Consider the following 19,094-nt stretch of genomic DNA (forward strand, 5'->3'; position numbering starts at 1 on the left):
TTTTGTGATGGTGCTCGCAAGGCTTTTTGCACAAGGCCTGCACAACAGGGCTTCCGGCCTTCCACTTCATTACGCTGGATCACAATGTTAACAATTCATTAAAACTCAGCTTGCTTTTTATGATTCATGATTAAACTATTGATAGTGAAATTACGTAACACTTGGAGATAAGCGATGCAGCAGTTAGCCAGCTTCTTGTCCGGTGCCTGGCAGTCTGGCCGGGGCCGCGAACGTACTATCCATCACGCCATCAGTGGCGAAGCGCTGTGGTCCGTGACCAGCGAAGGGCTGGACATGGCGGATGCACGTCGCTATGCGATCGCGCGTGGCGGCGAAGCCCTGCGCGCCATGACCTTTATCGACCGTGCCGCCATGCTGAAGGCGGTGGCGAAACATCTGCTTAGTGAGAAAGAGACGTTCTATGCCCTGTCTGCCCAGACCGGGGCGACCCGAGCGGACAGCTGGGTGGATATTGAGGGTGGGATCGGGACGCTGTTCACCTATGCCAGCCTCGGGAGCCGCGAGCTGCCTGATGACACACTCTGGCCGGAAGATGAGCTGATCCCGTTGTCGAAGGAAGGCGGCTTTGCTGCGCGTCACGTACTGACGTCAAAATCGGGCGTGGCGGTCCATATCAACGCCTTTAATTTCCCGTGCTGGGGAATGCTGGAAAAACTGGCGCCCACCTGGCTTGCGGGGATGCCTGCCATTATCAAACCCGCCACCGCCACCGCGCAGGTCGCGCAGGCGATGGTGAAAGCGATTGTGGAGAGCGGTCTGGTGCCGGACGGCGCTATCAGCCTTGTCTGCGGCGGCGCGGGCGATCTGCTGAATCATCTCGACAGCCAGGATGTGGTGACCTTTACCGGCTCCGCCAGCACCGGCCAGAGCCTGCGCATTCACCCGAATATCGTGGCGAATTCCATTCCCTTTACCATGGAAGCCGACTCCCTCAACTGCTGCGTTTTGGGTGAGGATGTGACGCCGGAAAAGCCAGAATTCGCGCTGTTTATTCGCGAAGTGGTACGCGAAATGACAGCCAAGGCAGGGCAAAAATGTACCGCCATCCGCCGCATAATTGTGCCTCAGGATCGGATGGATGCCGTCAGCCAGGCGCTGATCGCGCGGCTGCAAAACGTGGTTGTCGGCAACCCGGCAGAGGACGGGGTGAAGATGGGCGCGCTGGTGAACGGCGAGCAACGCGCGGACGTGCAGGAGAAAGTCGATCTGTTGATTGCGGCGGGTTGCCAGGTCAGACTCGGCGGAAAAGCGGATCTGCAGGCTGCGGGGGCATTCTTCCCGCCGACGCTGCTTTTCTGCCCACAGCCAGATGAAACCCCCGCCGTGCATTGCACCGAAGCCTTCGGGCCGGTCGCCACGCTGATGCCCTCCCGCAATTCAGACCACGCGATGCAGCTGGCACGGGCGGGTGGCGGGAGTCTGGCCGGTACGCTGGTCACCGCCGACCCGGCTATCGCCCGCCAGTTTATTGCCGGCGCGGCGCGGGCGCACGGACGAATTCAGATCCTTAACGCCGAATCCGCCAGGGAGTCCACCGGACACGGCTCTCCGCTGCCGCAGCTGGTGCACGGCGGTCCTGGCCGCGCAGGTGGCGGTGAAGAGCTGGGAGGACTGCGTGCGGTGAAGCACTATCTGCAGCGCACCGCCATTCAGGGCAGCCCGACCATGCTTGCCACCATCGGCAAACAGTGGGTACGGGGTGCTGCGGTTCATGAAGATCGCGTTCATCCGTTCCGGAAATACTTTGAAGAACTGCAGCCGGGCGACAGCCTGCTGACCCCGCGCCGCACCCTGACGGAAGCCGATATCGTTAACTTTGCCTGCCTGAGCGGCGATCACTTCTACGCCCATATGGACAAAATCGGCGCGGCAGAATCCATCTTTGGCGAACGGGTGGTACACGGTTACTTCCTGATCTCTGCCGCGGCGGGTCTGTTTGTTGATGCCGGCGTTGGGCCGGTGATTGCCAACTACGGCATGGAAAACCTGCGCTTTATCGAACCGGTTAAGCCGGGCGATACCATTCAGGTGCGCCTCACCTGTAAGCGTAAAACGCTCAAGAAACAACGGACCGCCGATGAGAAGCCAACCGGCGTGGTCGAATGGGCCGTTGAGATCTTTAACCAGCACCAGCAGGCGGTCGCGCTCTACTCCATCCTGACGCTGGTGGCGCGCCAGCACGGCGACTTCTGACACGTTCCTCTCTCGCACGTTGACCGGGGTGTGATATTGCCCCGGTCTTTTTTTAACCTGGCAAGACCAACAAATAACCTGGCAGATGCAGGCAAACGCTTTTCTCGGGCGCCTGTCAGGATAAGGCTGTCACAACACAATAAACACAACAAGATGAGGTCTACGATGGGAAGCAATTCTTCTTTTTCTGCCCGTAGAACGGCACTGGCTATGGCCGTTGCGCTGTGTTGCGCCTGGCAATCACCTGTTTTCGCACACGGCAGTGAGGCGCATATGGTCCCGATGGACAAAACGCTGCAGGCGTTTGGCGCCGATGTGCAGTGGGATGATTACGCACAGATGTTCACCCTTGCGAAGGACGGGGCATATGTGAAGGTCAAGCCCGGCGCGAAAACCGCTATTGTGAACGGCAAAACCCTCACGCTGCAGGTGCCGGTGGTCATGAAAGGCAAAAAAGCGTTCATCTCCGAGACCTTCATCAACGACGTTTTCCAGTCGGGTCTCGACCAGACCTTCCAGGTTGAAAAACGCCCTCACCCGTTAAACGCGCTAACGGCTGACGAAATTAAGCAAGCCGTGGAGATTGTGAGAGGCTCTGCGGATTTTAAACCGAACACCCGCTTCACCCAGATAGCCCTGGCCGAACCCGAGAAAGCCAAAGTGTGGGACTTTGTGCTCAACGGCACGGCGGTGGACTCTCCCCGCCAGGCGAACATCACCATGCTGGACGGGAAACACGTTATTGAAAGTCTGGTGGACCTGAAGGATAAAAAGATCCTGCGCTGGGACGCCATTAAAGATGCCCACGGCATGGTGCTGCTGGATGATTTTGCGACCGTTCAGCAGATCATCAACGAGAGTGCAGAGTTTGCCGAGGTTCTGAAAAAGCGCGGCATTACCGATACGAAGAAAGTGATCACCACGCCACTGACCGTCGGCTATTTTGACGGCAAAGATGGCCTGAAACAGGAAGACCGGTTGCTGAAAGTGGTGAGCTATCTGGACGTGGGCGACGGCAACTACTGGGCGCACCCGATTGAGAACCTGGTGGCAGTGGTCGACCTTGAGCAGAAGAAGATTCAGAAGATTGAAGAAGGTGCCGTTGTGCCGGTGCCGATGACGCCGCGTCCGTATGATGGACGTGACCGCATCAACACGCCGAAAAAGCCGCTCGACATCATTGAGCCGGAAGGCAAAAACTACACCATCACCGGCGATATGATTCACTGGCAGAACTGGGATTTCCATCTGAGTCTGGATTCCCGCGTGGGCCCAATGATTTCGACCGTCACCTACAATGATAACGGCAAAAAACGCCAGATTATGTATCAGGGCTCCCTGGGCGGGATGATCGTCCCTTACGGTGACCCTGACGTGGGCTGGTACTTCAAAGCCTATCTGGATTCCGGCGATTACGGCATGGGCACCCTGACCTCTCCGCTGGTGCGCGGCAAAGACGTGCCGTCCAACGCCGTGATGATCAATGAAACCATTGCCGATTATACCGGTGCGCCGATGGAGATCCCCCGCGCCATCGCCATTTTTGAACGCTACGCAGGACCGGAATATAAACACCAGGAGATGGGTCAGCCTAACGTCAGTACCGAGCGGCGCGAGCTGGTGGTTCGCTGGGTGAGCACCGTTGGCAACTACGACTATATTTTCGACTGGGTATTCCACGAAAATGGCACCATCGGGATTGATGCCGGTGCAACGGGGATTGAGGCGGTGAAAGGCGTACAGGCGAAAACGATGCATGACCCTACTGCCAAAGACGATACCCGATACGGCACATTAATTGATCACAACATCGTCGGGACCACCCACCAGCACATCTATAACTTCCGTCTCGATATGGATGTGGATGGCATCAACAACACGCTGGTGGCAATGGATCCACAGGTGAAACCGAACACCGCTGGCGGCCCGCGAACCAGCACCATGCAGATCAATCAGTACGCTATTGATACCGAGCAGCAGGCGGCGCAGAAATTTGACCCGGGCACCATTCGTCTGCTGAGCAACACCAGCAAAGAGAACCGCATGGGGAACCCAATTTCGTATCAGATAATCCCTTACGCCGGGGGGACGCACCCGGTGGCGACCGGCGCGAAGTTCGCCCCGGACGAGTGGATCTATCACCGCCTGAGCTTTATGGATAAACAGCTGTGGGTGACGCGTTACCATCCGGATGAGATGTACCCGGAGGGCAAATTCCCAAACCGCTCAACCCACGATACGGGGCTTGGCAAATACAGCAAAGATAACGAGTCGCTAAACGATCAGGATGACGTCGTCTGGATGACCACCGGCACAACCCACGTCGCCCGTGCCGAAGAGTGGCCAATCATGCCAACGGAATGGGTGCATACCCTGCTCAAACCGTGGAACTTCTTCGACGAAACGCCGACACTCGGCAGGAAAAAAGACGCGCAGAAATAAAAACAGACCGGGCGTAATGCCCGGTTTTTTATTTGCTGACTGTCTCGTCCTGCTTATCGTTATCTTACTCCAGCCATTCTTTAACACCTTCTGCTGGCTAGTCTTAAGTTCCGTCGTGACAGCGCCCAACGCGATGCCATACTTGGCTGTATGGGTTAGCTCTTATGGTTTAATATTGTGACACCGTAACGGCGATATGTACGGACGGTTCCTCCGCCCGTTCCTGTCTCACTTGCTCACAGAAAAGGATAAAGAGCATTTATGGAAAAAAGAAAAAAAACGACGCCAGAGCGGGCTGCCTGGCCGACGCGTCAGGCGATGGTTATGCACGGGCTGGCGATGAACCTGCCGTGGCTGGCATTCGTCAACATCAGCTTCGCCGTGATGATCCTGCTACGCCACGTCTCGCTTAAGCCCGACGACCCCCTCTACCTCCGGTCGCTGCCTCTGCTGAAGTTTATCGATGCCTCGATGTTCGGCATTATTATTCTGTCAGCTGCGTTAATCATCATGGCCTGGCGACGTATTGCCGGCATCAGCGTGGTGCTCTTTTTCTGTAGCGTCATCTGGTCGATATCCTGTTTCTGGTTTATCACCGATCTGTTGCTGCCTCACGTCTGGCCCCTGTGCGCGATTCTGTTACTCGCCGGGTTGACGGCGCTCTACTTTTACCCCCATGGGTTACTCTCCTTCGTGATCCCGCTCTGGGTCACGCTACCGGTCGCAAGCTGGGTACTCAATGATGGTGTCAACCTTCACTTTGCCGCCGTCTGGACCGTCTTTACGCTGATTTTGCTCTGCGGGCGTTTCATCCTGATAAGCTGGTTTGATGAAGCCTGGCGACGTAACCAGCAAAACCAACTGTTGATTTCGCGGCTGGAAGCGCTGGCGCATCAGGATCCGTTAACCCAGACCGCCAACCGTCGCAAGATGGAAGTGGTACTGGAGAATGCCGTTGAGCAGAAAAAAGCCTTCTCGCTGATTATGCTGGATATAGATTATTTCAAACTTTACAACGACACCTATGGTCATCAGGCCGGTGACGAATGTTTGACCCGCGTGGCGCAGGTACTCCGGCAGTCGGTGCGAACACCGGACGATGTCGTGTCTCGCTACGGCGGTGAAGAGTTTGTGGTGATCCTCTTTGATTGCCCGGAAAACACAGCCGAAAAAGTTGCCATGCGTATTCAGGACGGCCTGCGCGCGGAGGCAATAGCGCACGATGCCTCAAAAATCAGCGATCGCGTCACCGTAAGCATGGGCATTGCAGGAATGGCAGAGGGTCTGGCGGGGACGGAGATTATCGCCCGCGCCGATGAGGCGCTGTACCGGGCGAAAGCGGCCGGACGGGACCGCTGGTCACGATAGCCGTGTCGGGTGGCCGTTGCGCCAGCCCGACACGCTTTGTTTTAATATCGCACACATACCGATTTGGTTTCACACCAGCCATCCAGCCAGTCCGGGCCGAAATCGCGCCCGGTGCCGGACTGCTTCATGCCACCAAACGGCAGGTTGGCGTCGATCAGCGTATGGCTGTTCACCCAGACGGTTCCCGCCTGCAGCCGGTCGGTGTATTCCAGCGCCTTGCTGATATTTTGCGTCCAGACGCTGGCCGTCAGCCCATATTCGGTGTCGTTGGCCAGCGCCAGCGCTTCTTCGCCATCCGCGACGCGCACCAGGTTGACCACCGGGCCGAACACTTCTTCGCGGGTGAGTCGCAGCGCGGCATCCGGGTTCACCACCAGCGTCGGCGACACGTAATAACCTTTGCCATCCGGCCCCCGGTTACCGGTGATCAACTCCGCATTGCGCGATTTTGCCTCGTCGAGGAAGGTCTGCACTTTATCGCAGTGCGCGCGCGAGACCAGCGGGTTGATGAACGCCTCCGGCGACATGCCCGGCCCGACGCTCAGGGATTTCACCGCCTGTTCAAACCCGCTGACCAGCGTGTCAAACAGCGGCGCTTCAATATAGATACGGGAGCTCGCCGCACAAACCTGCCCCTGATTCAGGAAGCTGCCGGTCATCAGACCTTCAATTACCCAGGCCGGGTCAGCATCTTTCAGCACGATAGCCGGGTTTTTACCCCCCAGCTCCAGCGTCACCCCCGTGAGCGTATCCGCCGCCGCGCGGGCAATTTGCTTGCCTGTCGCCGTTGAGCCAGTAAAGCTCACTTTGGCAATATGCGGATGTGAGGTCAGCGCGGCACCGCACACCGCACCGCTTCCCGTGACCACATTAAACACCCCGTCGGGGATGCCCGCTTCACTTGCCAGTTCCGCCACGCGCAGCATGGTGAGCGGCGTGGTTTCTGAAGGCTTAATGACAATGGAACACCCCGCCGCCAGCGCAGGCATGACTTTCCACATTCCGATCATCAGCGGGAAGTTCCACGGCACAATCCCGGCCACCACGCCAACCGGCTCTTTGCGCGTCCACGCCTGATAGCGGGCCCCCTGCGGTAAGGGGATGGAGAGGTCGAGGGTTTTACCGGCAATTTTCGTGGTAAGCCCTGCGGTATAGCGCATCCAGTTCAGGGTGCAGCCCACTTCAAAGGCGCGGGAGATATGAATGGATTTCCCCTGCTCCAGCGTCTCAAGCTGGGCCAGCTCTTCGCTGTGCTGCTCAACCAGATCGGCGAAATGCAGCAGGATACGCTCACGCTCTGCCGGTAATTTTCCGGCCCAGCTACGGGCAACAAACGCACGCCAGCCGGACATCACGGCGCGGTCGACATCATCAACGCTGGCATCGGCGGTGGAGGCGATGACGTCGCCCGTTGCCGGATTATAGACATTGAGCCGCTTTTCACTGTCCGACGCGGCCTGACGCCCTTCAATCCACAGGCCATGATGTCGGTCTAAAAACTGCTGTACGGCAGGCTGAACGGCTACCTGAGATTCAGACATAGGGTACTCCTTCGTTTTTATTCGCAGGGTGTTAATGCAGTCTAAGAGGGGTTTTGGATTCTCGCTTTTGTCTCTGTGACATTCGCTTTGCCACCTGTGACAGGCTCCGCAAATCATGATAATTCCGTCTTATAACGCTGTTACCGGTGAGTGTTCTTTCCTATAGTCAGCCTCATAGCTCTGACAAAATGCAACACAAATGCAACAATGCAAAAACATTGACGGTGCAGCGAGATAAGCGATGGCGTGTGCAAGCGAAGAGGAACAGTATCAACAGTGGCTGGCACAAATTAACCAGGTCTGCGGGCGTTTTAATGCGCGTCCGCTGGAGGGGGAATTCGTCGGCGAGCTGGAAACCAGCTATGCCCGTAGCCTGAAGTTAAGCACCGTAACCGCAGGTGGCGTTAACCTGTTCCGATCCCGCCATGAGATTAACGACAGTAACGATGCCTGGTTCTACACCGTATTTCAGCTGGAGGGCAGCGCGGAGATTGAACAGGACGACCGCCGCGCGGTGCTGAAGACCGGCGATATCACGCTGCTTGATGCTTCCCGCCCGTGCTCCATTGCCTGGCATGAAAAATCCCGCCAGATTTCGCTGCTGGTTCCGCGCCAGATTATTGAGCAACAGTGTCGTTTTCAGGAGGTAAGCTGCGCGCTCACCCTTTCGCGCACGCTGCCCACCGTTCAGTTAAGCCACCACCTGCTGATGGAAAGTATGGGGAATGCCGATCTGAGTGACCGGGAGAGTGAAGCGGCGCTGGAAGCGATGATCTGTCTGCTTCGCCCCGCGTTCCAGCAGCGCGACGTGGCTCAGCCACGTAAAGAACGCCTGTTCCGCAATGTGCTGTCATTGATTGACGATCATATTCAGTCTGAATCACTGCGACCAGAATGGATTGCCGCACAGAGCGGGATGTCGGTGCGAAGCCTCTACCGCATGTTTGCTGATAAGGGGCTGGTGGTCGCCCAGTACATTAAAAACCGCCGTCTCGACCTGTGCGCACAAGTGTTGCGCTCCGCCAGCGATGATGAAAAGCTGGCGGGCATTGGCTACAGCTGGGGCTTTTCCGACCACAGCCATTTTTCAACCGCCTTTAAGCAGCGTTTTGGCGTCTCGCCTGGCGAATATCGTAAGCGCTTTCGCTAACTACTTCTTCAGCCATTTCCCGTTGATGCCTTTCACGTACTCGCCCGGCTGGGCGCGGGCAACCAGCTTTTGCCCTGCCATTTTCGCCACTTCATCCACCGGCAGATTGTTGCTGTCAGCCAGCTTCTGATAGCTTTCCGTACGCGCGGCGTTAATGCGATTGACCAGCGCCAGGGTTTCCGCATCCTGTTTGATTGGCGCAAGATAACCGCTCAGGGTTTCCCCCACGCGCCCCTGCGTCCGGGCGTCATTTAAGGTCAGCGTTGCCGCCTGCACGTTCATACCGAGCGCCAGTAACATCAGAGCTAATCGTTTCATGGCATCCTCAGAACAGATCGCTGCGTGATTTCAGCAGGGTTTCAACGTCTTTATCGACCTTAATGTGGATCTCATGTTCGATTTTGACATTCATATTGATGGTAATCGGCTCCTTCGGCGCGGCGACTTCAATGCGCGGCGTACAGCCGGTCAGTAGCGCGGCAACGGCAACGGTGAGCACACCAGCCATCTTTTTCATTGTTGTTCCTCACTTTCCTTGCCAGTCGAACTGCGGATACCAGGTATTGCCGCGTGTTGCTCAAACCAGGTTTGCAGGTTGTCTCCAAAACGCAGGCTACGCCAGAGGGTAAAGACATTCTCTTCATGGGTATAGTTCAGATTAACGTAGCTGCTTTTACCCTCTACCCGGCTGGTTCCCTTAAGGGTCGCCTGCATGGTTAATTCACCCAGATTATCTAAATTGATTCTTGTCCACGAGCGAGAAATTTCCATATAGCGCAGCCAGTTAATTGCGGCTCCCGCCACCATATTATCTTTTACGATGGCGTCCGCCGTGTCTTTATCGATACGCAGCGTCATCGGGCCGGGGTTGGTCAGCCAGCCATCTTTGATGATCCATTTTTCATTGTCCAGCCAGAACGGCAGCGCCCCGCTCACCGGGCCAGACATCGCAAACTGCTTCGGATTAACGGCACTGATCAGCTCGCTGGAGGAGATATTGTCTACCCGCAACAGCGCCGGATCGTGTTGCGGCATCCTCAACTGCTGCATGGTGATTTTTCCGCCGAGGGTTTCCACCTTCACATTGGTGAGCAAAAGCGGGTTCGCCTCACTCCAGGGGTAGTCACCCTGCAGGTCCGCCGTGATATTCCGCGCGGTCACCAGGTTTACCACCTCGCCAATCCGCAAGGTTACCGGGCCGCGCGTTCCCAGCGACCAGGTGCCCTCACTAAACCGGAACGGCAGGACAAAGTCGACGCCGTTGATCTGGTTGTCTGGCATCCAGGCGCTACCGGCTTTCAGTACGCCGTGACCGCCCGCCTCAAAGCCCTGACCCGCGGCCGCCGAGAAGGCCACCTGCGCATACAGTTCGCCGTCACGCAGCGTCATTTTCCAGTCTGGCGGGATCAACGGCTGGAACACGGTGAGCGATTGTTTCGGCCACCAGGCCTGCCCGCGAAGGCGTTCCCCGTCCCAGCGTCCGTTCACCTGTACCGGACCGATAGCATCGGCATGCAGATCGCCCTTGAACTGGAACAGTGTCGGGTCTGTTCCGTCTACGCTGAAGGTCAGCACCGACGGCGGCAATACACTGCCGCCGCTGAAACGGGTTTGCCCGGCATTCAGCGACAGCGCTCCGCTGAACGTCGGCTTGTCAGGATCGCGATACCAGCGCACCGGGTTATCCAGCACCAGACGGGGTTTACTGACCTCCATGGCACCGTACTTGAGCTGGTCAAAACCGGTTGAAAGCGCGGTCAGCTCAATAAGGTTGTCGCGCCATTCGCCTTTTCCGGCAACATCCCAGCGCGCATTCATTGGGGTGAAGCCCCCTTTGCCCCAGTAGCGCCACTGCCACAAGCCGTTGTCGGGTAAAAAGTCACTGGCCTGGCCATCCAGATGCAGTTCAAAATCACCCATCTCGTTCTCGTGCGCCCGCAAAATGGCCTGCAGGCGTCCATCGACCCCCTTTTGGGTCAGCTTAACGCCCGCCAGCGGCCAGCGAATTTCATCAATATCCAGTGAATCGATAATGCGACCACGTGAGCGCAGCAGCGCGCCCGGCTCAAAGGAGAGCTGCGGTTCATACAGGCTTCCGGTCAGTTTTGCCGGCAGTCTGGCATAGAGCACCAGGTCGTTATGTTTCGCCTCGCCGCTCAGATGAAGCGGCATGTCGCTTTGTTCCATACTGAGCCTGCCCGGTCCGATATTCAGCACCGCGTTACCCTTCCCCGCATCCCCTTGAGTGAGCACATTCAGACGCCCGGTCAGGGTCGCTTTCTCAAGCCCCGCCTGCCAGTTATCGACACGAAGGCCAACGCGCCCGCTCAGCGGCATGCCGGAAAGGTTCCAGTTCCAGCGTCCGTCACTGATATTCAGCTGTTCCGCGGTTATTTGCCACGGCAGATCGAGCAGCGGATCGGGGTTATCCCGCGCCATGACCACCAGTTGCCCCTGATTGGCTTCCCAGTCGAGATCGGCATCGACCAGCGAGGTTAACTGTGGCACGTTAAAGGTCGCAACCGCATGGCCTTTAACCGGCACGCCGTCCGGCACCAGCGGCAGGGTGAATTGTCCCACCAGTTTTATCGGCTGTGGCTGGTCGGGAAGTTGTACATCGAACTGGGTAACAGAGAGGGTCTGACGGCGGAGCATCCCTTTAATGCTAACCTGCTCACCTTTGTAGGCAATCTCCTGACGCGCGGGCGTCAGCGACGCCTGAAGTTCTCCCTGCCACTGCTGCCAGGGCGAGAGCGTCAGACGATGGACAGTAAGCCAGGTATTCGGTAACACCGCCTGCCACTGCGCCAGCGTTTTGGGCGCGACCGTGGACGGTGCGGACTGGGGAATTTTATTGAGGCAAACGGAGTTCAGTTCGAGCGCGCCGACATCCAGTTTCCAGCGGCTGGGGTGCGACAGGGTCGCGTTATCGACTCGGGCAATTTCGCAGTCATCCACAAGATAGCGAAGATCGGGGATGATCAGGGCATGACGCGTGAGTCTGGGACTTTGTTCAAAGGCGATGCGTGTCCCGACAGGAAGCCAGATCCCGGCAAGGGTTGGTACCCACTGGGCAAGGGTCATCAGCAGCGTCAGCGGCACCAGAATGAACAGCAGTAAGAGCGCAATTGCGGCTTTGTATGTACCCCTCATGGGCAGTTAATATCCTGATTTAGCGAAAGAATTAAGCCGACAGTGCCGATCATTGTCGCATGTTTAGCCAGTCAGTTGAAGAGAATGCCAAATTTAAGGATAGATGCTCTAAAATAATTGATAGAACTTATTGAATTCAATAATATTTCAGAAATTGTAAGATAATTTTAATCATGCTAACGTGAATGCAAAATCACTGGAGAAAGTCTTATGAAACTCGCGGTATATAGCACAAAGCAGTACGACAAAAAGTATCTGCAACATGTTAACGAGGCTTACGGGTTTGAGCTTGAATTTTTCGACTTTCTGCTGTCCGAAAAAACCGCCAAAACGGCGCACGGCTGTGAAGGCGTTTGCATTTTTGTGAATGATGATGGCAGCCGTCCGGTGCTGGAAGAGTTGAAAAAACAGGGCGTGAAATATATCGCCCTGCGCTGCGCTGGCTTCAACAACGTGGATCTTGATGCCGCAAAAGAGCTGGGGCTGAAGGTGGTCCGCGTGCCGGCATATTCTCCGGAAGCGGTCGCGGAACATGCCATCGGTATGATGATGTCGCTGAACCGTCGTATTCACCGTGCTTATCAGCGTACCCGTGATGCCAACTTCTCTCTGGAAGGACTGACCGGCTTTACCATGTACGGTAAAACCGCGGGCGTTATCGGTACCGGTAAGATTGGCGTCGCCGCCCTGCGCATTCTGAAAGGGTTTGGTATGCGTCTGCTGGCGTTTGATCCGTACCCAAGCGCTGCCGCGCTGGATCTGGGCGTGGAATATGTCGACCTGCCGACGCTGTTTTCACAGTCTGACGTTATCTCCCTGCACTGTCCGCTGACGCCGGAAAACTACCACCTGCTCAACCAGGCGGCGTTTGACCAGATGAAAGATGGCGTGATGATCATCAACACCAGCCGCGGCGGGTTGATTGATTCCCAGGCCGCTATTGAAGCGCTGAAGACCCAGAAGATTGGCGCGCTGGGGATGGACGTGTATGAGAATGAGCGCGATCTGTTCTTTGAAGACAAATCTAATGACGTGATCCAGGACGACGTATTCCGCCGTCTGTCTGCCTGCCATAACGTCCTGTTCACCGGACACCAGGCGTTTCTGACTGCCGAAGCGCTGATCAGCATTTCAGAAACCACGCTGGGGAACTTGCAGCAGCTGGAAAAGGGTGAAGAGTGCCCTAACGCTATCGTGTAAACCTATGTGCCGGGTGCGGCTCTGCCCGGCCAGCTACGCCCGGTCTGGTTTCCAGCACCGGTGAGCAAAGCGCCACCAGAGCAGGACAGCCAGCAGCGCAATGGCGCTGAGCACGCTAAAGGCCGTCGCAAAAGAGTAATGACCAGCAATCGTGCCGGTTAACGCCGGGCTCATTGCTGCCCCGACACCCTGCATCAGCATGACCACGCTCTGCCCGGCATTCACGTGCCCACTCCCGCGCAACAGCACCACGATAAACGACGGCACGACAACGCCCAGGATCCCCGCGGCCAGACCATCAAGAATTTGTACCGGGATCATCATCAACGGGGCGTCTGTGGAGGCTGCCAGCGCCGCCCGAACGGGCATGATCAGCAGGGCCAGCATGATGAAACGCCAGTAACCGTAGCGCTCAATTCGACCTGCCACCCCAATGGCGACGGGGATCATCACCGCCTGAGAAATGATGACGGTGGCCGCTGCAAATAATCCGGGATTGATGGTTGCCGGTGCCGCAGCAACCCTCATGCTCAGCATCGGCAGCAGTGCGGCATTGGCCAGATGGAACAGCAGCAGCGTCAGCCCGGTTATCAACAGCGCCCGGTTTTTAATCAGCACCGCGACGCCGGGGACCGGTTGACGGTCTGAAGAGGTCAGCCCCCGCGCCGCATCGTTGTCGATATCTGTATGACGAATGGCAAGCAGCGCGCACAACGTCAGAAGCGTCGTACAGGTCATCAGCAGGAAAATGCCCCCGACGCCCCAGAACCAGGCAATGCCGCCCGCAATCACCGCCGTCAGGAAATTGCCGGCGTGGTTGAACGCCTCGTTCTTCCCCATCTGCGCGCTAAACCCGTTCGGGCCCGTCAGACCCAGCGTAATACCCGCAATCAGTGGCCCCACAAACGCCGCGCAGATACCGGTGATAATTTGCGAGACGGCGACGACGCCGCTCTGCTGACTAAACCAGAGCAGCAGCGTACTCAGCGTAATGGCGATACAAAGCAGTGCCAGAACCGAACGCTTATTGCGGGAGGTATCCGTAATAAATCCCGCCGGCAGCGTTGCCAGTAATCCCGCCAGCCCCCCGGCGGTCATCAGGATGCCGATATCATCCGGGGTCCAGTGACGTTCCGTCAGGAAGATGCCGAGAAAGGGCCCGAGGCCATCGCGAACATCAGCAATGAAAAAACTTGTCAGGCACAACGCCCGCAGTGAACGAAGAGACATACTTCCTGCCTTTTGCATATTGGCTGGCTCTGTTAGCGACGGCCTGTACGTTCGACGCCCTGTTAAAATCACGATGCAGTATACCGGAGCGTGTTGAAGCTAAAATGACCTCTCCACTCTTCTGCCGCGGCAAACTCTTTTTATAGAACTTCACGCTTTCCAGATACGCCCATTTATGGGAGTATTTAGGAATCGATTGTTTCCTAAATGATGAACACAATGTCTGAGAAGCTACAGAACGCACGCGAGCGCGGACGTCCTCGGCAATTTGATCTCGATGCGGCCCTGGATCTGGCGATGCCGGTATTCAGAGAAAAGGGTTACCACAGCGCGTCGATAAGTGACCTGAGCGAGGCGATGCAGCTCACTGCGGGCAGTATTTATAAAGCCTTTCACGATAAACGTGGCCTGTTCCTGCAGGTATTCGCACGTTATACCTCCCTGCGTAATCAATCGTTGCGCGAGCGTCTGGCGCGACAACCTGATGGCCGGGCCAAAATAGCCGAGCTGCTGAACTTTTATCTTGAATCGGCCAGCGCTGTCGAAGGGCGCCGCGGCTGCCTGGTGGTCGGCAGCACCCTTGAACTCAGCCAGTTTGACGGCGAAATTGCCGGGCTGGTGCAGAGCGCGCTTGCACGAAATCAGCACACGATCCTCCAGCTGATCGAACAGGGTATGCAGGACGGTTCAGTTAATTCGCGACACGACGCGCAGGCGTTGAGCGGCGTTTTGCTGTGCCTGGTCCTGGGCATGCGTGTGGCGGGCAAAGCCGGAGAATTACCGGCGCGCGAACGGCTGGTAGAGACGGTGATGGCGCTACTCGCCTAAAAAATTTACCCATAAAGGAAATGATCATTTCCTAAATAGCTGGAGGTAGTCATGTCTGAGAATTCAATCCCCCTTCCGTGGTCGCAGCCTGTCGCGGGCTTGCCCGGTTTTGCGCACTATTACTCAACGGTCGATGGGGTTCGCCTGCACTATGTCAGAGGCGGACAGACGCAAGGTGAAACAATCGTGCTGCTTGCAGGCTTCCCGCAAAGCGGGTTTGCCTGGCATAAGGTGATGGCTCTTTTAGCCGATCGTTACGATATCATCGCACTCGACCTCCCGGGCCAGGGCGACTCCGATAAGCCACAGTCTGGCTACGATACCCTCACGCTGGCCAGTTCGGTTTTTGGGCTGGTGCAGGCACTTGGGATCACAAGGCATTACCTGGCCGCCCACGATGTAGGTGCATGGGTTGCCTGGCCGTATGCCCTGCGTTATGAACAGCAGGTAATCAAGTTGGCTCTGCTTGATGCCGGTATCCCGGGTATTACTTTGCCGGACGCCCTGCCCGCGACGCCAGAAAAAGCCTGGAAAACCTGGCACTTCGCGTTTCATCTTCTCCCCGACCTGCCGGAAGCCTTAATTAGCGGGCGTGAAGAGATTTACCTCGAATGGTTCCTGCGGCGAAAAACCGCCAGTCCGATGGCCTTTAGCGATGCGGATATCGCCCGGTATGTCCGCCTGATGCAGCAAAACGGGGCGCTGCGTGCCGGGCTGGCCCCTTACAGAGAAGCGGCGGTCTCCGCTGTTCAGAACCGGACGCTGGCTGAAACGCAAAAACTTCGGGTGCCGCTGCTGGCTGTCAGTGCCGATCAGGGTTCGATTGCCGATATGGCTGCCCCGCTTCGCCAGTTTGCAGAGACGGTGAGTGGCATTACGCTTGCTCATTGCGGTCATTTCATTCCGGATGAACAACCTCAGGCCCTGAGTGAGGCCCTGGCAGACTTCTTCCGTTAACAGGAAGCGCACGGTGTTGATCACTGCTGGCACCGTGCCCTGCTTCATCAACAAAGACAATTGCTGTCGCCATAAAATAAACCTCGCTCAAAATTTATTAAGGAGTTAATCTCGCAAAGAAAATAAGGGGGCATTATGAAAAACTTGATACTCAGTGTTATCGCAAAAATTTCCAAAATGGACGCTGAAGCTAAAGAGCTGGCGGCCAAAGTAGAAGCACAGTCTTTGTTGATAGGCGCGTTGTTACTGACCATTGGTAAAAATGGCGGTATGAACGAAATGCTCGAGAATGTCAGAAAAGCGATCAACGCGGCACTCGAAGCAGCAGATACGCCGCTCAAATCCGACGCTGAAATGTTACTGAACGAATTCAATAACCTGATTTTATTAACCCAGCTACTCGAAACTAATGACTCAGAGATAAGTATCGAGTCGTTAAAGGAAGCCCCAGGCGAAACGGCCTCAGATTGAAACCCATTCCTAGAGGCTGGAGTTCAGTCTCCAGCTTCTCGTTAAACCCACGCCTTACGCGCAGCGCGCCATGACCGTGTGAGCGTGATTAGACTTTACCAAGCAGAATATTCAACATCCGTCGCAAGGGTTCCGCAGCGCCCCACAACAGCTGATCGCCGACCGTCAAAACCGAGTATATAGGGTCATTGTTAAGCGACATTTTCTTGTAACGGCCAATACCCACCTGCAGCGAACCGCTAATGTTAGCGGGAGTCAATTTACTGACACTGTCATCCTTATTATTGGGCACATAGTTAACCCATGGATGGGAATGCGTCACAAGCTCTGCAAATTCTTCTTCGCTGACTTCACGCTTGAGCTTCAGGGTTATTGCAGCACTATGGCAACGGATCACACCGACCCGAATACACAAGCCATTTACTGCAATCGTACCCGGAGAGAGACCAAGAATTTTGTTCGTTTCTGCCTCACCCTTCCATTCTTCTCTGCTATTACCATCCCCTAAATCGCTGTCAATCCATGGAATAATACTGCCCATTAAAGGCGCGCCGAAATTCTGGATGGGCATGTTAGCACTGTTAATTAATTCACTCACTTTATTGACTAAAGGAAGCACTGAACCTGAGGATTCCAGCTCATCAGAAGATAAATGTTTACTGATATAAGCGCTTTGAGCAATTAATTCCCGGACATATTTAGCACCCGCTCCGGATGCAGACTGATAGGTCATCACACTCATCCATTCTATCAGGTCAGCTTTAATTAACCCTGACAGTCCCATAAGACTCAGCGTAATGGAACAGTTTCCCCCAACAAAAAGTTTAATTCCCTCTTTGATGGCACGATCGATATTTGTGCGGTTAACCGGGTCGAGAATAATGCAGGCTTTTTCATCCATCCGGAGCGCTGAGGCCGCGTCAATCCAGTAGCCTTGCCAGCCATGGCTAATCAACGCAGGATAAATTGCTTTGGTATAATCCCCGCCCTGACAGGTTATGATGATATCCATTTCGGCCAGGGCGCTAATAGAATTAGCATCTTTGAGTGTGTGGTTGACGCCACCAATGACGGGACCAGCGGCACCTGCACTGGAAGTACTGTAAAAATGCGCGGAAATATTGTCGAAGTCGTTCTCTTCGATCATTCTTTGTAACAAAACAGAGCCCACCATTCCTCGCCAACCAACAATACCAACCTGCTTCATTTGCTTAACCTTAATGACGTTATGAGAATGTTAATTTTTCAAAACATGTTATATCTCATCCCACATTAATGGTCATTACGAATTACATCATATTCGGCCATTATTAAAATGTTTCATACGGCATCAGCAACTTTTATACCTTTTACACGGCATAAATAATTAAAGTTGTGGATAAGACATAATCAAACAAAAACCGGGCATCACGCCCGGTTTTGTGGCTGATCTGAATCAGCGCTACGCACTCAACCCGCGATTCTCCAGCATCGGTTCAATCCTGGGATCGTGGCCGCGCCAGTTCCGGTAAAGTTCAGCTCAATCACTACTGCTCCCGCGCGACAGAATCACCTCGCGGAATGTCTGCCCGTTATCGCGGGTTAAGCCGCCCTGCTCGACAAGCCACTGATAGCCATCGTCTGCCAGCATTTGCGTCTATAGGTAATCCAGATTCAGTGTTTGATAATACAGGTCAACCTTTTTTATCTGTGGTAAACGTTGCTATTACTTTTTTTTCATCTGCAATTTTACCAAGATTTTCTGGCGCTATTATTCTGCCAACGGGTGTGTATCCGTAGTTTGTCTGAAAGGTCTCATAAAAAAGTACCAGGGTACGATGGCCGTATAACATGAGATCGCCCTGATTAATGGTTCCAGGTTTGACCTGGCGGGTCGGTAAGGGACGGGGCAGATCAGCAAATTTCTCGTTCCCGTTAAGTTCCTCCATCGTTAGAGTCAGGGGAAGCTGTTCAATAAATGCCTTAGCGGCTGGATTATTCTTAAGTTCAACGTAAAAAGTTTGCTGATTGATAGTCATTTTAACGGTCACGGCTTCTTCCTTGTCTGGCTGCAAAGAATTACTGGCACGAACCGGGAATAAAAAGCTCGCGATGATAATAAATAACAGGAATAATATTTTTTTCATCCAGATTCTCTCCCGCAAATGTGCTGCACCTTTCAGGTGCAGCATCAATGATTATTTTAGATAAGCTTTTAAAAAGAAGTCAATTTATCAAATGGGTTCAGAACCGTATGCTTTTCTCCGGACTCCTCTCTTACTGGAAATTCTACACGATAGATGTATGCTGACTAGCTAATGATTGCTTAATGGGCTTATAAGCTATAGTTATGTTTTGTGAGTATTTCACTGATGAAACGTAATCTGAATGACCTCCTTTATTTCATTACCGTCACCCACGAAGGGAGTCTAACCCGTGCGGAGGCTAAACCAGGGGGGGCGCAACCGGCTCTCAACCAGGCAATATCGACGCGGGAATATCGGCTGCAGATCCTACTGCTCACACGAACTACCCGTAACGTATCTCCAATTAATGAGCTG

At 55.0% G+C, this 19,094-nt stretch carries 15 protein-coding genes and 2 pseudogenes; 9 read left to right on the forward strand and 8 right to left on the reverse strand.

All coding sequences use genetic code 11. The annotated features are described in order from the left end of the window. The first annotated feature begins 174 nt into the window (after nt 1–174). The 3 genes from paaZ to ACMVME_RS02200 all read left to right on the forward strand — a co-directional run bounded on the left by paaZ (nt 175) and on the right by ACMVME_RS02200 (nt 6,024). Complete coding sequence (gene paaZ, locus ACMVME_RS02190) at nt 175–2,214, forward strand: phenylacetic acid degradation bifunctional protein PaaZ (RefSeq protein ID WP_251859100.1); 2,040 nt, start codon at nt 175–177, stop codon at nt 2,212–2,214. A 165-nt stretch (nt 2,215–2,379) separates the two neighbouring features. After that, nucleotides 2,380–4,656, forward strand: coding sequence for a primary-amine oxidase (tynA, locus tag ACMVME_RS02195; protein ID WP_251859099.1), 2,277 nt, complete (start codon nt 2,380–2,382; stop codon nt 4,654–4,656). A 261-nt stretch (nt 4,657–4,917) separates the two neighbouring features. After that, complete coding sequence (locus ACMVME_RS02200; RefSeq protein WP_193162037.1) at nt 4,918–6,024, forward strand: GGDEF domain-containing protein; 1,107 nt, start codon at nt 4,918–4,920, stop codon at nt 6,022–6,024. Between the two features lie 41 nt (nt 6,025–6,065). On the opposite strand, the gene ACMVME_RS02205 is transcribed toward ACMVME_RS02200, so the two are convergent. Then, nucleotides 6,066–7,565 carry an aldehyde dehydrogenase family protein gene (locus ACMVME_RS02205; RefSeq protein WP_014169921.1) on the reverse strand — a complete coding sequence of 500 codons (1,500 nt, stop codon included), beginning with the start codon at nt 7,563–7,565 and terminating at the stop codon, nt 6,066–6,068. A 241-nt stretch (nt 7,566–7,806) separates the two neighbouring features. On the opposite strand from ACMVME_RS02205, the gene feaR reads away from it, so the two are divergent. Next, nucleotides 7,807–8,715, forward strand: coding sequence for a transcriptional regulator FeaR (gene feaR, locus ACMVME_RS02210; protein ID WP_014169920.1), 909 nt, complete (start codon nt 7,807–7,809; stop codon nt 8,713–8,715). Here the strand turns inward: feaR and ACMVME_RS02215 are convergent, their stop codons facing one another. From ACMVME_RS02215 to ACMVME_RS02225, 3 genes are read right to left on the reverse strand one after another with little or no spacing between them, the layout of a single operon-like run. Further along, a complete protein-coding gene (locus ACMVME_RS02215) occupies nt 8,716–9,033 on the reverse strand; it encodes a YdbL family protein (protein ID WP_014169919.1) in 318 nt (105 codons plus the stop codon). A 7-nt stretch (nt 9,034–9,040) separates the two neighbouring features. Further along, the gene (locus ACMVME_RS02220) at nt 9,041–9,232 is read right to left on the reverse strand and encodes a YnbE family lipoprotein (RefSeq protein ID WP_014169918.1); all 192 of its coding nucleotides are present in this window, start codon (nt 9,230–9,232) and stop codon (nt 9,041–9,043) included. Next, the gene (locus ACMVME_RS02225; RefSeq protein WP_068794586.1) at nt 9,229–11,868 is read right to left on the reverse strand and encodes a YdbH family protein; all 2,640 of its coding nucleotides are present in this window, start codon (nt 11,866–11,868) and stop codon (nt 9,229–9,231) included. Before ACMVME_RS02225 ends, ACMVME_RS02220 begins: the two co-directional genes overlap by 4 nt. Before the next feature lie 210 nt (nt 11,869–12,078). Between ACMVME_RS02225 and ACMVME_RS02230 the strand changes: the two genes are divergently transcribed. Then, nucleotides 12,079–13,068, forward strand: coding sequence for a 2-hydroxyacid dehydrogenase (locus ACMVME_RS02230; protein ID WP_014169916.1), 990 nt, complete (start codon nt 12,079–12,081; stop codon nt 13,066–13,068). A 33-nt stretch (nt 13,069–13,101) separates the two neighbouring features. On the opposite strand, the gene ACMVME_RS02235 is transcribed toward ACMVME_RS02230, so the two are convergent. Continuing rightward, nucleotides 13,102–14,298 carry an MFS transporter gene (locus ACMVME_RS02235; RefSeq protein ID WP_068794585.1) on the reverse strand — a complete coding sequence of 399 codons (1,197 nt, stop codon included), beginning with the start codon at nt 14,296–14,298 and terminating at the stop codon, nt 13,102–13,104. Between the two features lie 219 nt (nt 14,299–14,517). On the opposite strand from ACMVME_RS02235, the gene ACMVME_RS02240 reads away from it, so the two are divergent. The 3 genes from ACMVME_RS02240 (at nt 14,518) to iraP (ending at nt 16,554) form a co-directional block, all read left to right on the forward strand. Next, the gene (locus tag ACMVME_RS02240; protein ID WP_074439227.1) at nt 14,518–15,126 is read left to right on the forward strand and encodes a TetR/AcrR family transcriptional regulator; all 609 of its coding nucleotides are present in this window, start codon (nt 14,518–14,520) and stop codon (nt 15,124–15,126) included. Nucleotides 15,127–15,177: 51 nt separating this feature from the next. Continuing rightward, nucleotides 15,178–16,083, forward strand: coding sequence for an alpha/beta fold hydrolase (locus ACMVME_RS02245; RefSeq protein ID WP_014169913.1), 906 nt, complete (start codon nt 15,178–15,180; stop codon nt 16,081–16,083). Between the two features lie 135 nt (nt 16,084–16,218). Further along, complete coding sequence (gene iraP, locus ACMVME_RS02250; protein WP_014169912.1) at nt 16,219–16,554, forward strand: anti-adapter protein IraP; 336 nt, start codon at nt 16,219–16,221, stop codon at nt 16,552–16,554. An 88-nt stretch (nt 16,555–16,642) separates the two neighbouring features. Here the strand turns inward: iraP and asd are convergent, their stop codons facing one another. The 3 genes and pseudogenes from asd to ACMVME_RS02265 all read right to left on the reverse strand — a co-directional run bounded on the left by asd (nt 16,643) and on the right by ACMVME_RS02265 (nt 18,680). After that, nucleotides 16,643–17,761: an aspartate-semialdehyde dehydrogenase gene (gene asd / locus ACMVME_RS02255; RefSeq protein WP_068794583.1), complete on the reverse strand. Its 1,119-nt coding sequence runs from the start codon at nt 17,759–17,761 to the stop codon at nt 16,643–16,645. 234 nt (nt 17,762–17,995) lie between these two features. After that, a pseudogene (locus ACMVME_RS02260) lies at nt 17,996–18,190 on the reverse strand (M3 family metallopeptidase); the annotation flags it as partial. A gap of 37 nt (nt 18,191–18,227) precedes the next feature. Further along, on the reverse strand, nt 18,228–18,680 hold the full coding sequence (locus tag ACMVME_RS02265; RefSeq protein ID WP_068794582.1) for a cyclophilin-like fold protein: 453 nt from the start codon (nt 18,678–18,680) through the stop codon (nt 18,228–18,230). A gap of 225 nt (nt 18,681–18,905) precedes the next feature. On the opposite strand from ACMVME_RS02265, the pseudogene ACMVME_RS02270 reads away from it, so the two are divergent. Then, nucleotides 18,906–19,082 (forward strand): annotated as a pseudogene (locus ACMVME_RS02270) (LysR family transcriptional regulator); the annotation flags it as partial. Between the last annotated feature and the right edge of the window lie 12 nt (nt 19,083–19,094).

It is taken from the genome of Enterobacter cloacae complex sp. 2024EL-00711 (genome assembly GCF_047529885.1).
In the GTDB taxonomy this organism is placed as follows: domain Bacteria; phylum Pseudomonadota; class Gammaproteobacteria; order Enterobacterales; family Enterobacteriaceae; genus Enterobacter; species Enterobacter ludwigii.

Bases quoted from the DNA above. Each gene is read 5' to 3' on its own strand.
- ACMVME_RS02240 (WP_074439227.1), top strand. From the start codon at position 14,518: ATGTCTGAGAAGCTACAGAACGCACGCGAGCGCGGACGTCCTCGGCAA.
- ACMVME_RS02230 (WP_014169916.1), top strand. From the start codon at position 12,079: ATGAAACTCGCGGTATATAGCACAAAGCAGTACGACAAAAAGTATCTG.
- iraP (WP_014169912.1), top strand. From the start codon at position 16,219: ATGAAAAACTTGATACTCAGTGTTATCGCAAAAATTTCCAAAATGGAC.
- ACMVME_RS02235 (WP_068794585.1), bottom strand. From the start codon at position 14,298: ATGTCTCTTCGTTCACTGCGGGCGTTGTGCCTGACAAGTTTTTTCATT.
- ACMVME_RS02200 (WP_193162037.1), top strand. From the start codon at position 4,918: ATGGAAAAAAGAAAAAAAACGACGCCAGAGCGGGCTGCCTGGCCGACG.
- paaZ (WP_251859100.1), top strand. From the start codon at position 175: ATGCAGCAGTTAGCCAGCTTCTTGTCCGGTGCCTGGCAGTCTGGCCGG.
- ACMVME_RS02225 (WP_068794586.1), bottom strand. From the start codon at position 11,868: ATGAGGGGTACATACAAAGCCGCAATTGCGCTCTTACTGCTGTTCATT.
- ACMVME_RS02245 (WP_014169913.1), top strand. From the start codon at position 15,178: ATGTCTGAGAATTCAATCCCCCTTCCGTGGTCGCAGCCTGTCGCGGGC.
- ACMVME_RS02215 (WP_014169919.1), bottom strand. From the start codon at position 9,033: ATGAAACGATTAGCTCTGATGTTACTGGCGCTCGGTATGAACGTGCAG.
- ACMVME_RS02220 (WP_014169918.1), bottom strand. From the start codon at position 9,232: ATGAAAAAGATGGCTGGTGTGCTCACCGTTGCCGTTGCCGCGCTACTG.
- ACMVME_RS02205 (WP_014169921.1), bottom strand. From the start codon at position 7,565: ATGTCTGAATCTCAGGTAGCCGTTCAGCCTGCCGTACAGCAGTTTTTA.
- ACMVME_RS02265 (WP_068794582.1), bottom strand. From the start codon at position 18,680: ATGAAAAAAATATTATTCCTGTTATTTATTATCATCGCGAGCTTTTTA.
- tynA (WP_251859099.1), top strand. From the start codon at position 2,380: ATGGGAAGCAATTCTTCTTTTTCTGCCCGTAGAACGGCACTGGCTATG.
- feaR (WP_014169920.1), top strand. From the start codon at position 7,807: ATGGCGTGTGCAAGCGAAGAGGAACAGTATCAACAGTGGCTGGCACAA.
- asd (WP_068794583.1), bottom strand. From the start codon at position 17,761: ATGAAGCAGGTTGGTATTGTTGGTTGGCGAGGAATGGTGGGCTCTGTT.